Genomic DNA, 16,328 nt, shown 5'->3' with positions numbered 1-16,328 from the left:
AGCCGCCTTGTGCACGCATGCTGGTCTCGAGCGCAGCGCGGCCCCGGCTTGCAGCGCCCGACGACGTCGCGTCGCCTGAGTTGACCTCATTTAACCGCTGCAAACCGTCTGCCGCCCAGACTCCTAGTGAGGTGAGCCGATACGGGAGCGGGGCACGGCCGGTGCGTCGCCGGTGTCCACTTCGCTGCGCTCGTCGGACGTTGCGTCGTCGTTGCGCTCGGCGAGCACCGCATCCACTTCGGCGGCGGCCCTCGCGGCGCGCAGCGCGCTGCAGTGCCGCGCGTGCCGGAGGTCCGACAGCATCCTCAAGAGCCGCGTCGTCTTGCTTTTCATGATTTTCTCCCGCCTGTCGCGCGTCTCGTCGGAAGCGCTCCCTGAAACCAGTGTAGGACGGGCGCGCGCGATCGGCAGGAGAATGTGGCGCGCATGCAGCGCGCCGAGGGATATCACTGAGCCGCGGCGACTGCCGGCGCCGGCGCCGCTGCTGCTTCGCGGCGCTCTTCCACGCAGCGCTGGTGCTGGCGCGACAGGCGCTTCATCAGCGGCAGCAGCAGCAGTGCGATCAGCATGCCGAGTGCCGCGAGCCAGCCGAGCTTTTCGAACAGCGACAGGTAGAGCGGCAGCGATTCGGTTGCGGGCAGATCGTGCGACGGCATCTGCGCGAAGTTCGCGACCACGCTGCCGAGATACTGCGACACGCCCGTCGCGACGAAGTACGCGCCCATCATGAAGCCGCTCATGCGCGTCGGCACGTAGCGGGCGATCATCGCGAGACCGAGGCCGCTCACCAGCAGCTCGCCGAGCGAGTAGAGCGCGTAGCCCCACACCATGAACCACGACGACACGCGACCGTCGACCGCGTAGCGGCCGCTGATCGTGAACACGAGGTAGCCCGCGGCAACCGCGCCGAAGCCGAGCGCATACTTCAGCGCGACCGGGATGTCATGGCCGCGCTTCGAGAACGCGTTGTAGATCACCACGAGCACGGGGCTCAGCAGCATGATCGAGATCGGGTTGAGTGCCTGGAACTGCGCGGCGCTCCACGAGAACATCGTCGTGCCGAACAGGATGAAGCGCGGATCGACGTTGCGCAGCGCGAACAGCGTCAGCGACGTCGACATCTGCACGTAGAAGATGAAGAACAGGATCACCTGCGCGATCAGTACGAGCGCCGCGATCAGGCCCGCGCGCTCCGAGCGCTCGGACTTCGCGATCATGTATGCGAAGATCGCGAGGATCGCGGCTGCCGCCGTCCACACGCTCGCGACCGCGAGCTGCTTGTGCTCGAGCACGTACATCGTCACGAGCGCGAGCGCGACGCCGCCCGCGACGACCGCACCGAGACGGCGCCACTGGATCGGCTGCTCGTCGGGCTGCGAGCCGATATGCGCGAGCGTGCGGTGCATCAGCACGAAGTTGAGAATGCCCAGCAGCATCCCCGCGCAGCAGACGGCGAACGCGGTGTGCCAGCCCCAGTGGTCCTTGATCCACGGCGTCGCGAGCATCGACACGGTCGAGCCGATGTTGACGGCCATGTAGTAGATCGTGAACGCGCTGTCGATGCGCGCGTCGTCGCCTTCATAGATCCGGCGCACGAGGTTCGCGGCGTTCGCCTTGAAGAGGCCGTTGCCGACCACGACCACGCCGAGCGACGCATACAGGTAGCCGAGCTGGTCGTTCGGCATCGCGAGCATCAGGTAGCCGGCGCACAGCACCGTCGCGCCGATGATCATCGTGCGGCGCGCGCCGAGCACCTTGTCGCCGATCCAGCCGCCGATCGACGGCGACGCGTAGACGAGCGCGGTGAACGCGCCCCAGGTCAGGTTCGCACGGCCGTCGGTGAAGCCGAGCTTGTCGACCATGAAGAGGACGAGAAGCGCTGCCATGCCGTAGTAGCCGAAGCGCTCCCACATTTCAATGAGGAAGACCGTCGTAAACGAGCGGGTTTGGGAAACAGGTGAATGCATCATCAATATCGGTTCAAGCGGGCGGCGCGGATCGCGCGCTGCCGGGGTCAATCTGGTGCCTGCGCGCGTCGGCCGGGTGGGCAGCGCGAAAGCGGCGGCAAGGTCGGTCGGACTGCGCCGACGCCGGGGTCAGAGGCCTCCCGTGGCGGGTGGCGCAGGGCCTCGGCCGGCGCGTGACCGGTAACGTTTCCGTGCGCGGCGCGTCAATTTCGCGCCACACCGGGTAATCCCTGACATGTCAGGAGCTTTCGGGAATATTCGTCTCGTCATGTCTTTGTAAGATTGACTTCGGCGCCTCCGAAAAATCCCGGAGAGCCGCTTGCAGCTTGCCTGTGGTGGCGGCGAGTCTGGCAAGATAGCGCGTTTCCCGGCCGGGGCCGGATGGTGTTCAGCGGATCGCGCGTGACACCGAAGACGTGCAAAGACCCGAAGACTAAGCCATAACGATCTAACTTAGTTATTTTCCATCAAACATTTTTTGACGACCACATTTCGGCCTGCTATGGTTCCCCCAACTGAAAACACGCGGTCTGCCAACGCTGCCGCCGCACTGGGCAGCAAGATTCGCGCGTTGCGCCAACGACTGAAGCGCACGCTGGATGAAACGGCTACGGCCGCGGGTATTTCCAAACCGTTTCTGTCACAAGTCGAGCGCGGGCTCGCATCGCCGTCGTTGACGTCGCTTGCCGGCATCGCGCACGCGCTCGGTGTGACGGTGCAGTACTTCGTCGACACGCCGAGCGAGGAGCGTTCGGTTTGCCGAGGAGACCAGCTGCGCTTCTTCGGGTTCGCCGATTCGGCCAACCTGTTCGCGCGGCTGACGAACGTGACGGAAGGGCGTCAGCTCGAGTCGATCCTCGTGCGGTTGCCGCCGGGACAGAAGCGGTCGGAGGTGACGACACATGCAGGAGAGGAGTTCCTGTATGTGATTGAAGGGGAAGTGTCGTTGACGCTGGAGGGCAAGACGTTCGTCCTGCAGGCCGGCGACAGCGCGCATTATCAGTCGACGGTCCCGCACAGCTGGGCCAACACCGGGAAGATCGAAGCGGTGGTGGTCTGGGTCGGTACCCCGAGGCTGTTCTAACGCACAGGTATTCCTTCGTTTCGACGATGGGGTATCTGTCGAAAGAAATGTAAGGAATACTAAGATGACATACGAGATTCACGGGCCTCCTCAATCGCTGCGCCCGTCAGCGTCCCACGCGTAACGCGCGGCATCCGCCGCCATTCGCGCACCGAAGAACCCTTCTAAAGACTGCCACGATGAAATCCTTGCATGCCATGTCGGCCGTGCTGGCCGCGCTCGCCCTGACGACGTCCGCCGCACACGCCGTTTCCGTTCCGTCGAACGTCGCGCTCGCCGCGCAACAGGACCTGACGCGTCAGGTGCCCGCCGAAGTCGAGTCGCTCGATCCCGCTCATATCGAGTCGTGGACGGGCAATACGATCGGCCTCGACCTGTTCGAAGGGCTCGCGCGCATCGACGCGGCAGGCCAGGTCGTGCCGGGTGTCGCGCTGTCGTGGGAGCGCAAGTCGCCCGACACGTGGGTGTTCAAGCTGCGCCACGATGCGAAGTGGAGCAACGGGCAGCCGGTGACGGCCGCCGATTTCGTCTATGCGTGGCAGCGCCTCGTCGATCCGAAGACGGGCTCGAAGTACACGATCCTCGTCGAGTTCGTGAAGAACTCGAAGGACATCATCGCGGGCAAGGCCGCGCCGACGACGCTCGGCGTGCGCGCCGTCGATCCATACACGCTCGAAGTGACGACCGACGTGCCTGTGGCGTTCTTCCCCGAGCTGACCGCGATGGTGCCGCTCGCGCCGGTGAACAAGGACAATATCGCCAAGTTCGGTGACGCGTGGACGCGCCCGGGCAACATCGTCAGCAACGGCGCGTACCAGCTCGTCGACTGGCAGCCGAACAACCGCATCGTGATCTCGAAGGATGCGAAGTACTGGAACGCGCCGAAGGTCGTGATCAACAAGGTCACGTACCTGCCGATCGAGAGCGACGAGACGGCGATGCGCATGTACCAGGCCGGCCAGATCGACTACAGCTACTCGATCCCGTCGGGGATCTTCCAGCAGGTCAGCAAGCAGTTCGGCGGCGAACTGCGCCCGGGCCTGCAGCTCGCGACCTACTACTACTACCTGAACAACAGCGATCCGGCGCTGAAGGACAAGCGCGTGCGCCAGGCATTGTCGATGGTGCTCGATCGCGACGTGCTGACGCAGAAATTGACGCAGGCTGGCGAGAAGCCGATGTACGGGCTGATGCCGAACGGCACGAAGGGCGCGCAGCCGTTCACGCCGGAATGGGCGTCGTGGCCGATGGCCAGGCGTGTCGAAACCGCGAAGAACCTGCTGAAGCAGGCCGGCTATTCGGACGCGAAGCCGCTGTCGTTTACGCTGACCTACAACACCAACGACCTGCACAAGAAGGTCGCGCTGTTCGCGGCGTCCGAATGGCGCACCAAGCTCGGCATCAACACGAAGCTCGAGAACGTCGAGTTCAAGGTGCTGATGAAGCAGCGGCATGACGGCAAGGTGCAGATCGCGCGCGACGGCTGGTTCGCCGACTACAACGACGCGATGTCGTTCTTCGACCTGATCCGCTGCGGCAGCTCGCAGAACACCGTCGGCTACTGCAACAAGCAGGCCGATGCACTGATCGACGAAGGCAACCAGAAGCTCGACGACAAGGCGCGCACCGCGCTGCTCACGCAGGCACACGACATGGCGCTGACCGACACGCCGATGGTGCCGCTGTTCCAGTACTCGGCCGACCGTCTCGTGAAGCCGTACGTCGGCGGCTATTCGCTGAAGAACGTGATCGACATGCGTGCTTCGCAGGACATGTACCTGATCAAGCACTGAGCGGAGCGATCATGCTGGCCTACGCACTGAGACGCACGTTGTGGGCGGTGCCGACGATCCTCGCGGTCGTCACCGTCTGCTACCTGCTGCTGCACTTCACGCCCGGCGGTCCGTTCGATACGGAAAAGCAGCTGTCTGCTGCGACGCTCGCGAACCTGAACGCGAAGTACCACCTCGACGCACCGCTGTGGAAGCAGTACCTGTTGTACCTCGACGCGCTGCTGCATGGCGATCTCGGCCCGTCGTTCCGCTACGTCGACTGGTCGGTCAACGATCTCGTGAAGAAGGCGCTGCCGGTGAGTCTCGGCGTGGGCGGCATCTCGATCCCGATCTCGATCGTGTGCGGCGTGCTGCTCGGCACCGTCGCGGCGGTGCGCCGCGACAGCCTGATCGACCGCAACGTGATGCTGATCGGCAACTTCGGCAACGTCGTGCCGCCGTTCGTGCTCGGCCCCGTGCTCGTGTGGATCTTCGCGATCCTGCTGAAGACGTCGGCCGGCAACGGCTGGCTGCCGGCCGGCGGCTGGGGCAACGGTGACTGGCAGTACCGCGTGCTGCCGGTCGTGCTGCTGTCGTTCATCAACATGTCGCTGCTCGCGCGCGTGATGCGCGGCTCGATGATCGAGACGCTGTCGAGCAATTACATCCGCACCGCGCGCGCGAAAGGGCTGCCCGGCTCGACGATCGTGCTGCGCCATGCGCTGAAGCCCGCGCTGATGCCGGTCGTGTCGCTGTTCGGCACGGTCTGCATCACGTCGATCACCGCGGCCGTCGTGACCGAATCGGTGTTCGCGCTGCCGGGGCTCGGGCAGCTCGTCGTGAACGGCGCGATCAACCGCGACTACACGCTGGTGCTCGGCCTCGTCGTGCTGACGACCGTTTGCGCGGTGCTGTTCAACCTGCTGGTCGACCTCGCATATGCGTGGCTCGACCCGCGCATCCGTTATTGAGCGAGGCGCACCATGACGCCGACTACTCCCATCGTCAGCCTGCCCGCGCAGGCCGACACGCCGCCGCGCTCGCGCACGCCGCTGGCGCTCGCGATGTCCCGCTTCCTGCATAACCGCGCGGCGGTCCTGAGCCTCGCGCTGCTCGTGCTGATCACGCTCGCGTGCCTGCTTGGCCCGTACCTGCTGGCGGCCGATCCGGCCGCGAGCGACTGGGCGTCGATCAGCCTCGCGCCGACCTGGGCGAACCAGCACTGGTTCGGCACCGACGAACTCGGCCGCGACCTGCTCGTGCGCACGCTGATCGGCGGCCGCGTATCGATCGAGGTCGGCCTGCTCGGCACGCTCGTGTCGGGCCTGTTCGGCGTCGCGTGGGGCGCGACCGCGGGCTTCGCCGGCGGCCGCGTCGACGCGGTGATGATGCGCATCGTCGACATGATGTACGCGATTCCGTACCTGCTGATCGCCATCCTGATGATGACGCTGTTCGGCCGCTCGTTCATCCTCGTCGTGCTGACGATCAGCGCGTTCTCGTGGATCGACATGGCGCGCGTCGTGCGCGGCCAGACGCTGTCGCTGCGCAACCGCGAGTTCGTCGATGCGGCGCGCGCGATCGGCGTGTCGCCGGCGTCGATCGTGCTGCGCCACATCGTGCCGAACCTGCTCGGCGTGGTCGTCGTGTACGCGACGGTCACGGTGCCGAGCATCGTGCTGACCGAATCCGTGCTGTCGTTCCTCGGCCTCGGCGTGCAGGAGCCGATGACGAGCTGGGGCGTGCTGATCCAGGACGGCGCGCAGAAGCTGGAATCGATGCCGTGGCTGCTGCTGTTCCCGGCCACGCTGCTGTGCGTGACGCTCTACTGCGTGAATTTCGTCGGCGATGGCCTGCGGGATGCGCTTGACCCGAAGGATCGCTGAAATGTCATTACTCGAAGTCGACAACCTCGGCGTGCGCTTCACGCGCAAGGATGCTCCGCCGATCGACGCCGTCAGCGGCGTGTCGTTCACCGTCGAAGCGGGCAAGACGCTCGGCATCGTCGGCGAGTCGGGCTCGGGCAAGAGCCAGACCGTGATGGCGCTGCTCGGCCTGCTCGCCGGCAACGGCACGACGAGCGGTGCGGCCCGCTATCGCGGCCAGGATCTGCTCGCGATGGATACGCGCGCACTGAACAACGTGCGCGGCGACCGCATCGCGATGATCTTCCAGGATCCGATGACGTCGCTCAATCCGTTCCTGACGATCGAGCGGCAGATGACCGAGACGCTGCAGCTGCATCGCAAGCTGTCGCGCAAGGAAGCGACGAAGCGCGCGATCGAGGCGCTGGAGTCGGTGCGCATTCCGGACGCGGCGCGCCGCATCCGGATGTATCCGCACGAGTTCTCGGGCGGCATGCGGCAGCGCGTGATGATCGCGATGGCGCTCCTGTCCGAACCGGAAATCCTGATCGCCGACGAGCCGACCACCGCGCTCGACGTGACCGTGCAGGCGCAGATCATCGACCTGCTGCGCGAGCTGAACCGCGAGCGCGGCACCGCGATCGTGCTGATCACGCATGACATGGGCGTCGTCGCGGGCCTCGCGGACGACGTGATGGTGATGTACGCGGGCCGCACCGTCGAATACGCGCCGGCCGAGTCGATCTTCGCGGCGCCGTCGCATCCGTACACGATCGGCCTGCTCAACGCGCTGCCGCGCCTGACCGATGCCGACGACGCGCCGCTCGTCGCGATTCCGGGCAACCCGCCGATGCCGGGCACGGCGCCGGCCGGCTGCGCGTTCGCGAAGCGCTGCGCGTATGCGGAGAGTCATTGCGGCGACGCGCGCCCGGTGCTCGAAACCTACAGCGCGGCCGGCGCGGTGCGCGCGTGCCACCGGCCGGTGGCGGAACTGACGGGAGGACTGCGATGAGCGTCATCGGTCTCGAGCAGGGTGGATCGGCGGACGCGCTGCTGTCCGTCCAGGATCTGAAAGTGCATTTCCGCGTGCCGCTCGGCGGCTATCCGTGGTCGCCGAAAGGCACGCTGCGCGCGGTCGACGGCGTGTCGTTCGACGTGAAGCGTGGCGAGACCGTCGGGCTCGTCGGCGAATCCGGCTGCGGCAAGTCGACGCTCGCGCGCGCATTGATCGGCCTCGTGCCGATGACGGCCGGCAGCGTGAGCTGGCGCGGCGAGACGGTCGCGCCCAATCATCTGCGCGGCACCGCGATGCGGCGCGAAGTGCAGATGATCTTCCAGGATCCGCTTGCGTCACTCGATCCGCGGATGACGATCGAGCATATCGTCGCCGAGCCGCTCGTCGCGCATCAGCCGGGCATCGGCCGCGCCGAGGTGCGCCGCCGGGTGGTCGCGATGCTGGAGCGGGTCGGGCTGAACGCGCATCACATGCTGCGCTATCCGCACGAATTCTCCGGCGGGCAGTGCCAGCGCGTCGGGATCGCGCGTGCGCTGATCAGCGAGCCGAAGCTCGTGATCTGCGACGAACCGGTATCGGCACTCGACGTGTCGATCCAGGCGCAGATCGTCAACCTGCTGCGGGATCTTCAGCGCGAACTGTCGTTGTCCTATCTGTTCGTCGCGCACGATCTCGCGGTGGTGAAGGCGATCAGCCAGCGCGTGCTCGTGATGTATCTCGGTCGCGTGATGGAGTTCGGCACGCGGCAGGACGTGTATCGCGTGCCGCAGCACCCGTACACGCGGGCGCTGCTCGACGCGGCGCCGACGCCGGAGCCGGCGCGCGAACGCGCACGGCGGCCGATGCTGCTCGCGGGCGAGATGCCGTCGCCGCTGAATCCGCCGTCGGGCTGTGCGTTCCGCACGCGCTGTCCGGTTGCGGTCGACGCGTGCGCACAGGACGTTCCGCGTCCGGAAGTGCGGCGCGGCTCGGCGGCGCGCGTCGCGTGCATCCGCGCAGGCGCGGACTGACGCAGCCGACTGACGCAGCCACAAGAACCAGGCAGGTCAACAGGGGTAAGTGCGGCGCGAATGATCTTCGCGCCGCGGGTACAGGCACGTCCTTAGCCGGGCGGCCGGGGTGGGGCCGGAAGCGGATCGCGACCGGCACAACGACATCAACACAATAAGAGAATTACGATGAAAAAACACAGGACGATCGGAAACGCATCGAAAATGCTGCTTGCGTGGGGACTGCCGGCCTTGGCTGGCGTCTCGATGACGGGCGCGGCTTACGCAGACGACGCGGCGCCTGCGCCGCTGACGGTGGCGCAGGCCGCGCCGGGCATGACCGTTGCGCAGGCAACGACGCCGAACGCGGTGATCAACGCGGAGGCCCAGCAGGCAGTCACGCCGCCTGACGAGCCGTCGGCGCAATCGAAGTCGAAGGGCTTCATTGCGGACAGTCACCTGAACTTCCTGTTCCGCAACTACGCGGACGTGCTCGACAGCAAGGGCGGGCCGCATCGCCATGCGTGGGTGCAGGGCGTGATGGCGAACTTCGAGTCGGGCTATACGACCGGGCTGATCGGCATCGGCTTCGACGCGTCGCTGTATGCGGCGCTGAAGCTCGATGGCGGCAAGGGCGCGGGCAGCATGGTGCACATCGCGAAGGGCGGCGGCGGCGGGAACCAGCTCGCGTGGGCGTACCCCGGCATCTACGACGTGAAGGCGCGGATCTCGAACACGGTGATCAAGTACGGTCTGCAGGCCGTCGACAACCCGTTCATGGAGCAGCACGACAACCGCGCGCTGCCGCCGACGTTCCTCGGCACGACGATCGTCAGCAACGAATTCAAGAACGTGATGCTCGAGGCGGGCAGCTTCACGAAGACCGACGCGCGCGGCCACACGACGCTGACCAACCTGACGACGCAGTATGGCGGCACGCGCATCAACCGGCTGACCTATGTCGGCGGCACGTGGGATTACTCGCCGAACGGCGAGCTCGCGCTGTACGCGAACCAGGCCGACGACGTGTGGCACCAGTACTACGCGTCGCTGAAGCACAGCATCGGCGATTCGAAGTCGATCAAGTGGACCGGCTTCGCGAACGTCTACTCGACGCACGACACGGGCGATGCGCTGCAGGGCAAGATCAACAACAACGCGTACAGCCTGTCGCTGGCCGCCCAGCACGGCGCGCATGAGCTGCTGCTCGGCTATCAGCAGGTGCTCGGCGACCAGTTCTTCGACTATCTGAACGAGACGAACGGCATCTTCCTCGTCAACTCGATGGACGTCGACTACAACGCGCCGCACGAAAAGTCGCTGCAGCTGCGCTATACGTTCTACGGCAAGGAAGCGGGCCTGCCCGGCTTCAAGGCGATGCTGTGGGGCGTGACGGGCTGGGGCGCGGACGCGAGCGCGGGCGCGGCGGCCGATCCGTCGAAGTCGAGCATCTACTGGGCGAACGGCGCGCCGGTGCAGGGCCGTCACCACGAATTCGGCTTTATCCCGTCGTATACGTTCCAGAGCGGCAAGCTGAAGGATACGAAGGTCACGTTCATCGCGATGTGGCACAACGGCTCCGCGCACTACTCGGATGCGACGAACCGCGAATATCGTCTCGTCGTGAACGTGCCGCTGAACGCGTTCTGATCGATCAGCCGGAAGACGCGCGCGCGGCGGTGGCGGCGCGCGTCTCGCAGCCGGCGTTCAGGCCGGCTTGTGCCGCCCTGAAACGGTGTCATCCGCGTGCGGGGCTTCGGCCGCGAGCGACGTGAGCTGGCGGCCCGTGTCGCGCCATGCGTCGAGGCCGCCGCGCAGCGCGAGCGCATCGGTGAAGCCCACGTCGGCCAGGCGCTTCGCCATCAGCGCGGCCGATACCTCGTTCGGGCACGAGCAGTAAACAACGAACTTCTGCGTGAGCGGATAACGCGCGACGATGTCGCCGATCTGACGCTCGTCGGCGAACTGCGCGCCCGGAATCGCGAACGGATCGAGCTTGCGGTGCTCGGCGGAGCGCACGTCGATGACGACCGGTGCGGCCGGGTCGCGCAGCAGCGCGTCGAGTTCGTCGACGCCGATCCGCGCATTCGCGAGCTGGCGCAGCAGCGCGCGGCGGCGCATCCAGCGCACCGCCGCGTACAGCACAAGCAGCGCGGCGATGACCAGCAGCACCGCGTGGCCGAGCCGGCTCGCGCCGGCGAACAGCCAGTCGATCTGCTGGTGGAACACGACGCCGGCGACCAGACCGACGATCGTCCACAGTGCCGCGCCGAGTGCGTCGTAGCCTGCGAACGTGCGGTAGCGCGTGCCGAGCGCGCCGGCCATCGGCACCGACACGAGCGACAGCCCAGGGATGAAGCGCGCGACCGCAAGCACGCGCACGCCGTAGCGGCCGAAGAAGCGCTCGGTTTTCCTCACGCAGCTGTCACGCGACAGCGACAGCCGGCAGATCGTCTTCAGCGTCGTGCCGCCGTAGCGGCGTCCGGCGACGTACCAGATGGTGTCGCCGATCAGCGCGCCGAGCACCGACAGCGCCAGCACCGTCACGAGCTGCGAACCGATCATGTCCGGATGCAGCGCGGCCATGGCACCGAACAGCACGAGCGTCGGCATCGCCGGCACCGGTAGCCCGATTGCGGCGGCGAGCACGTTGGCGAACACGAGAAGCGGCCCGTACTGGGCGACGAGGTCACGGAGCATGACGGCTGTTGAAAAGGGACGCGCGCGGAAAATGCGCAGATGGGCCGATTATCGGCCATTTTCAAGACAGCGGCGGGAAAAGGAACGAGCGGGGACGAGCGGACGAGTCGGTGAGCCCGCGCATCGGGCGCGGCTCACCGAGCCCGGCGGGTCAGGAGGGGCTACGTGCGAGCGACGCGGCGCCGTGGTTCTCGCCGGGCAGCTCGGCGCCGTGCGAACGGATCGCCGCGATCAGCTCGGCGGGCGTGATCTCGTAACGGACCTCGCGATGGATGCCGGGCTTGCGTTCGTCGATGTCGATCAACAGCACGCTCTTGCCGTCGCTGGTTGCTTCGAGCCGCAACGAGCGCAGTTCGCGACCGTCGGTCGGGTCGTGTTCGGTGAGCAAGGTCATTGCCCCGGATGAGCCGGTGGTGCGCATCGAACCTATCCTCGTATCGTTGGCGCCGGTATGGCGGAGATGTCGTTGTTACAAAACAGCTTGACGGAGTTTAACGCGAACACGCGTCGTGCACGGAGCATTTTCGAGCTTCGGTAAATAAGGGCGGCATCGGCGATCCTTCTGAGGTTTGGTGTTCGGGGAGCGCGTGTGGCGGCCCGCCCGGCCGCACCGCGACGGTCCACATCGTACCGGTCGCGCCGCGCTGGCCGGCGCTGAGGCCGGCTGGCAGCCTGTCGGTCCGGTTCGAGGTTACCGCGAACCGAACATTCATATGACGAATAGATGAATTCGGCTAAGCTCGAAGCTTTCCCCGGCACGGCAGCGACGCCAGATCCTGGGCAGTCGCGTGCGGCTTCTACCCGAGACCATCATGGCCGACATCACGATCCGACACACCGAGACGAAGGATATCGACGCGATCCGACAGATCGCCGCGCACCCCGCGGTTTATGCGAACACGCTGCAACTGCCGTTTCCGTCCTTGGAAAAATGGACGCAACGCATCAACGGCATACGCGAGCGGGGATTCAGCCTCGTCGCCGAACTCGACGGCGAGGTGGTTGGCCATCTCGGGCTCAGCCCGGAACAGAATCCGCGCCGGCGCCACGTCGCGGGGTTCGGGATGATAGTCAACGCGTCGCACCACGGGCGTGGCATCGGCAACCGGCTGCTCGCCGCTGCGATCGATCTGGCGGAAAACTGGCTGAACGTGACGCGCATCGAATTGAGCGTGTATGCCGACAACCGCGCGGCGATCGCACTGTACGAGAAACACGGCTTCCGGATCGAGGGCGAGTCGCCGGACTTCGCGCTGCGCGACGGCGAGTATGCAACCACTTGTCACATGGCGCGGCTCAGGCGCACGGCGCGGCCGTCTTCCGGCAACAACCTGAATCACGGCGCAACGGTCGCCGGCGGCGAATAGCGATGGATGCGCAAGCCGCATGTCGTTCGCGGAGCCGGCCCGCGCGCACTTCTCCTCTTGTTCAATTGGCGTCGCGGGGCCGGCATGACGATGCCCGTCCGGCAGCATTGCCGGACGCGCTCGCCGATCGAAACACGATCGCGCATGAAACGGATTCGCACGAATGTGCTGATCCGGAACGCGGCTGCTCGTGGCGGGATTGAATTCGCCAAATCGGATTCGTGTGCACGAATCGTGAAATGAGACATTTCGAAGCATCAAATGAGACAAGGCGAAGGGTCGCGAATTGCGTATTTTCCTGCATGTTCGTCTAATAAAAGATTTTTCAAAAAATAATCGAATTTAATAGAAAATTTGACGATGTTTGACAAATGGTTGGCGGAAGTTTTACGGTTTCTGAAGATCTCGTCTCAATATTGGTGGCTATAATCCATTCGCGATTTTGATGAAATTGAATTGATTTAATTTCGGTCGATCCTTGAAGAAAGCGGATTCCTGAGAAGATCAAACGCCATCAATCGCATAGAACGTGCGTGACGATCCGGGGGCTGTCCACTCGTCACGATCGTGCACTTATTAAAGCAGAGCCGGTTCAGATAATGCGGGGCGTTCAAGAACGCGATAAATCCCGCGGGCCGTGCACGCGAGAACAGAGACCAATTTGCTACGGGAAAGCATCAAAATGCCGCGGAAAATCCTGTCCGTATTCGGCGCTCGACCGCAAGCCATCGGGATGGCGCAGGTCGTCAATGCAATTGCAACCGCGCCGGAACTCGAATCGATCGTTCGTGTGAACGACCTCATGCGCCCTAATGGCCCGGGGAAATAGTCCTGTCTGCCATCGACTTCGTCAGCGATCCGTCATTCGCCTGGCGACACCGTCGAAATTGAATCCGTAAGGCCGCGCGAGCGGCACCGATAACACGGCAATCGACCCGAGAGCCGGCGATCGTCCGCGTCGACGCGGAGGGACCGCTGCGCCCTGATTCCAGGCGAAATTTCTCGTGCCAGATCGATCATCGAATGCCGCCGTGTTGTTCAAGAGTCCGTGAAGATTCGTAGTACTGATTGACAACCAATGCAACGCAACGTGGAAAAGGGGAAATACTGTATGGAGAAGAAGCAGATTTCGATGCTCGTGACGGCGATGTTCGCCGGTGTCGGCATCATGAGCGCGGGTGTCGTTCATGCACAGAGCAACTTCGTCGACCGCGGCAATCCGGACAACGCGCTCAACGGGGGGTGCATCGACGGTACGAACCCGCTTTGCGTTGCAACGAAGAGCGGCCAGTACGTCGCGGTGAGCACCGCGAGCTATACCGCGGGCAATAACGCGAAAGCCGGCACCGGCGGTATCGCGATCGGCGATCGGGCCAACGCGAACAGCAAGGACACCAGCGGCAGCGGCGGTGGCGCAACCGCGATCGGCACGGGTGCGCAGGCGCTCGCAAACTCGGCGACGGCAATCGGCACGGTCGCACTCGCGCAAGGCAACACGGCACTCGCGATCGGTCGTCAATCGGCCGCGGTCGGCGACTATTCGATGGCGCTCGGCAACGTCGCCGATGCGCACGGGAAGAGCTCGATCGCGCTCGGTCATTCCGCACTCGCGCAAGGCGATCGCTCGGTCGCAATCGGCGGCGCCAATCCGACGACGAGCGATGGCGTGTCGAACGGCGCATCGTATGACGCAGCCACGCAGACGCGCGCGGGCGGCACGCAATCCGTCGCGATCGGTGCGGGCGCTCAGACGAACGGCGACAATCAGATTGCGATCGGCTCGGGCAGCGTCGGCGCGGACAACAACACGAGCCAGCCGGTGTTCGGCGGCACGGCCGCGCCGGTCGGCGGCGCGGTTTCGTTCGGTTCGGTCGGCAACGAACGTCAGCTGAAGAACGTCGCCGCAGGCGTGGACAGCACGGATGCCGTCAACATTTCGCAATTGAAGTCGGTCAACGACGGCCTGACGACGAGCATCAGCAACGTCGATTCGCGCGTGACGAACCTGAGCACGACGGTCGGCGGCCAGATCACGAACCTCAACTCGTCGCTGTCGACGGCGACGACCAATATCACGAACCTGCAAGCGGCCGACCAGCTGAACGTGAAGTACACCGACAGCACGCATACCGCAGTCGCGCTCGACGGCAGCGGCGGCACGACGATCAGCAACGTCAAGGCGGGCGTCGCCGACACGGACGCGGTGAACGTCGGCCAGCTGAATGGCGGCTTGTCATCGCTCAGCACGAGCGTGACGAACAACGTCAACACGCAGATCACCAACGTCGGCTCGTCGCTGAGCACGTCGATCGTCAATGCGACGAAGGATGCGGTTCAATATGACAGCAGCGCGCACGACAGCGTGACGCTCGGCGGCACGAGCGCGACGTCGCCGGTCGCGCTGCACAACGTGGCGGCGGGAACTGCCGACACGGACGCAGTGAACGTCAAGCAGCTGAACGGCGGCATCAGCACGGCGGTTGCACCGATCACCCAGAACATCACGAACCTTCAGACCTCGCTCAGCTCGACCAATCAGACGGTCAACAACCTGAACACGAGCGTCACGAACCTCAATACGTCGCTGAGCACGGCCACGTCGAACATCACGCAACTGCAACAGGCGGATACCCGCAACGTGAAGTACGACGGCCAGTCGGGCTTCGATACGGTGACGCTGCAGGGCACGAACGGCACGACGATCAAGAATGTCGCGGATGGCAAGGATGTGCACGACGCGGTGAACGTCGGCCAGCTGAATGGTGGCTTGTCTTCGCTCAGCACGAGCGTGACGAACAGCTTCAGTACGCAGATCAGCAATCTCAGCACGACGATCAACAGCCAGATCGGCGACGCTACGAAGAATGCGGTGCAGTACGACAACGATGCGCACACGAGCGTCACGCTCGGCGGCCAGGGTGCGAGCGCGCCGGTGAGCCTGCACAACGTCGCGGATGGTGTCGCGAACAACGATGCGGTCAACGTCGGTCAATTGAACGGTGCGATTTCGCCGATCCAGACGTCGTTGTCGTCGGCGGTGACGAACATCACCAACCTGCAAGGCGATGTGAGCAACCTGAGCACGTCGCTTGGCACGACCAACCAGAATGTCACGAACCTGAGCACGAGCCTGGCTGGCACGCAGACGGACGTGTCGAACCTGCAGGCGGCCGACAAGCGGAACGTCAAGTATGACGGCGCGGAAGGTTTCGACACGGTCACGCTCGCGGGCCCGAACGGCACGAAGGTGACGAACGTCAAGGCGGCCGAGCTGTCGGCGACGAGCACGGATGCGGTGAACGGCTCGCAACTGTATGCAACCAACCAGACGGTTGCGAAGCAGGGCGACTCGATCACGCAGATCGGCGGTCAAGTCACGCAGAACACGACCCACATCGGCGCACTGCAACAGGATGCGCTGCAATGGTCGGCATCGGCTGGTGCATACGATGCTTCGCACGGCAGCGGTTCGGCACAGAAGATCACGAACGTTGCAGCGGGCGATGTGTCGACCACGAGCACGGACGCGATCAACGGCGCACAACTGAAGCAGGTGCAGGACCAGATCG

At 64.9% G+C, this 16,328-nt stretch carries 13 protein-coding genes; 9 read left to right on the top strand and 4 right to left on the bottom strand.

Annotation, left to right across the window (positions count from 1 at the left end):
• Positions 1–123 precede the first annotated feature (123 nt).
• Together DID96_RS36070 and DID96_RS36065 are read right to left on the bottom strand one after the other, a co-directional pair.
• Positions 124–333, bottom strand: a complete 210-nt coding sequence (locus tag DID96_RS36070) for a hypothetical protein (protein ID WP_124603938.1) — start codon at positions 331–333, stop codon at positions 124–126.
• A 113-nt stretch (positions 334–446) separates the two neighbouring features.
• On the bottom strand, positions 447–1,970 hold the full coding sequence (locus DID96_RS36065) for a peptide MFS transporter (RefSeq protein ID WP_124603937.1): 1,524 nt from the start codon (positions 1,968–1,970) through the stop codon (positions 447–449).
• Between the two features lie 499 nt (positions 1,971–2,469).
• On the opposite strand from DID96_RS36065, the gene DID96_RS36055 reads away from it, so the two are divergent.
• From DID96_RS36055 to DID96_RS36025, 7 genes are all read left to right on the top strand, one after another.
• The gene (locus tag DID96_RS36055; RefSeq protein WP_124603936.1) at positions 2,470–3,051 is read left to right on the top strand and encodes a cupin domain-containing protein; all 582 of its coding nucleotides are present in this window, start codon (positions 2,470–2,472) and stop codon (positions 3,049–3,051) included.
• Between the two features lie 179 nt (positions 3,052–3,230).
• A complete protein-coding gene (locus tag DID96_RS36050; protein ID WP_124603935.1) occupies positions 3,231–4,844 on the top strand; it encodes a peptide ABC transporter substrate-binding protein in 1,614 nt (537 codons plus the stop codon).
• Positions 4,845–4,855: 11 nt separating this feature from the next.
• Positions 4,856–5,794: an ABC transporter permease subunit gene (locus DID96_RS36045; RefSeq protein ID WP_124603934.1), complete on the top strand. Its 939-nt coding sequence runs from the start codon at positions 4,856–4,858 to the stop codon at positions 5,792–5,794.
• Positions 5,795–5,806: 12 nt separating this feature from the next.
• Positions 5,807–6,709: an ABC transporter permease gene (locus tag DID96_RS36040; RefSeq protein WP_124603933.1), complete on the top strand. Its 903-nt coding sequence runs from the start codon at positions 5,807–5,809 to the stop codon at positions 6,707–6,709.
• Position 6,710: 1 nt separating this feature from the next.
• Positions 6,711–7,700: an ABC transporter ATP-binding protein gene (locus tag DID96_RS36035; RefSeq protein ID WP_124603932.1), complete on the top strand. Its 990-nt coding sequence runs from the start codon at positions 6,711–6,713 to the stop codon at positions 7,698–7,700.
• The gene (locus DID96_RS36030; RefSeq protein ID WP_185732475.1) at positions 7,697–8,713 is read left to right on the top strand and encodes an ABC transporter ATP-binding protein; all 1,017 of its coding nucleotides are present in this window, start codon (positions 7,697–7,699) and stop codon (positions 8,711–8,713) included. Before DID96_RS36035 ends, DID96_RS36030 begins: the two co-directional genes overlap by 4 nt.
• A 168-nt stretch (positions 8,714–8,881) precedes the next feature.
• A complete protein-coding gene (locus DID96_RS36025; RefSeq protein ID WP_124603930.1) occupies positions 8,882–10,342 on the top strand; it encodes an OprD family porin in 1,461 nt (486 codons plus the stop codon).
• Between the two features lie 57 nt (positions 10,343–10,399).
• On the opposite strand, the gene DID96_RS36020 is transcribed toward DID96_RS36025, so the two are convergent.
• Both DID96_RS36020 and DID96_RS36015 read right to left on the bottom strand, forming a co-directional pair.
• Positions 10,400–11,392 (bottom strand): DedA family protein/thiosulfate sulfurtransferase GlpE, encoded by a 993-nt coding sequence (locus tag DID96_RS36020; RefSeq protein WP_124603929.1) that lies wholly within the window; start codon positions 11,390–11,392, stop codon positions 10,400–10,402.
• 151 nt (positions 11,393–11,543) lie between these two features.
• Entirely contained in the window at positions 11,544–11,813 is a 270-nt protein-coding gene (locus DID96_RS36015; protein WP_124603928.1) for a hypothetical protein, read from the bottom strand.
• Between the two features lie 391 nt (positions 11,814–12,204).
• On the opposite strand from DID96_RS36015, the gene DID96_RS36010 reads away from it, so the two are divergent.
• Positions 12,205–12,759, top strand: coding sequence for a GNAT family N-acetyltransferase (locus DID96_RS36010; protein ID WP_124603927.1), 555 nt, complete (start codon positions 12,205–12,207; stop codon positions 12,757–12,759).
• 1,111 nt (positions 12,760–13,870) lie between these two features.
• Positions 13,871–16,328: beta strand repeat-containing protein (locus DID96_RS36005; RefSeq protein ID WP_409333846.1), on the top strand; the 2,458-nt coding region annotated here is incomplete at its 3' end.

The sequence above is a fragment of the Burkholderia sp. Bp8963 genome (assembly GCF_003854275.1).
Lineage (GTDB): Bacteria > Pseudomonadota > Gammaproteobacteria > Burkholderiales > Burkholderiaceae > Burkholderia.
The sequence above is the reverse complement of the archived record's forward strand: the minus strand, read 5'-3'. Positions and strand labels throughout refer to the sequence as shown.

Coding starts and splice junctions, on each gene's coding strand:
- DID96_RS36045 (WP_124603934.1), top strand. CDS start 4,856: ATGCTGGCCTACGCACTGAGACGCACGTTGTGGGCGGTGCCGACGATC.
- DID96_RS36070 (WP_124603938.1), bottom strand. CDS start 333: ATGAAAAGCAAGACGACGCGGCTCTTGAGGATGCTGTCGGACCTCCGG.
- DID96_RS36065 (WP_124603937.1), bottom strand. CDS start 1,970: ATGATGCATTCACCTGTTTCCCAAACCCGCTCGTTTACGACGGTCTTC.
- DID96_RS36015 (WP_124603928.1), bottom strand. CDS start 11,813: ATGCGCACCACCGGCTCATCCGGGGCAATGACCTTGCTCACCGAACAC.
- DID96_RS36025 (WP_124603930.1), top strand. CDS start 8,882: ATGAAAAAACACAGGACGATCGGAAACGCATCGAAAATGCTGCTTGCG.
- DID96_RS36050 (WP_124603935.1), top strand. CDS start 3,231: ATGAAATCCTTGCATGCCATGTCGGCCGTGCTGGCCGCGCTCGCCCTG.
- DID96_RS36040 (WP_124603933.1), top strand. CDS start 5,807: ATGACGCCGACTACTCCCATCGTCAGCCTGCCCGCGCAGGCCGACACG.
- DID96_RS36055 (WP_124603936.1), top strand. CDS start 2,470: ATGGTTCCCCCAACTGAAAACACGCGGTCTGCCAACGCTGCCGCCGCA.
- DID96_RS36020 (WP_124603929.1), bottom strand. CDS start 11,392: ATGCTCCGTGACCTCGTCGCCCAGTACGGGCCGCTTCTCGTGTTCGCC.
- DID96_RS36035 (WP_124603932.1), top strand. CDS start 6,711: ATGTCATTACTCGAAGTCGACAACCTCGGCGTGCGCTTCACGCGCAAG.
- DID96_RS36030 (WP_185732475.1), top strand. CDS start 7,697: ATGAGCGTCATCGGTCTCGAGCAGGGTGGATCGGCGGACGCGCTGCTG.
- DID96_RS36010 (WP_124603927.1), top strand. CDS start 12,205: ATGGCCGACATCACGATCCGACACACCGAGACGAAGGATATCGACGCG.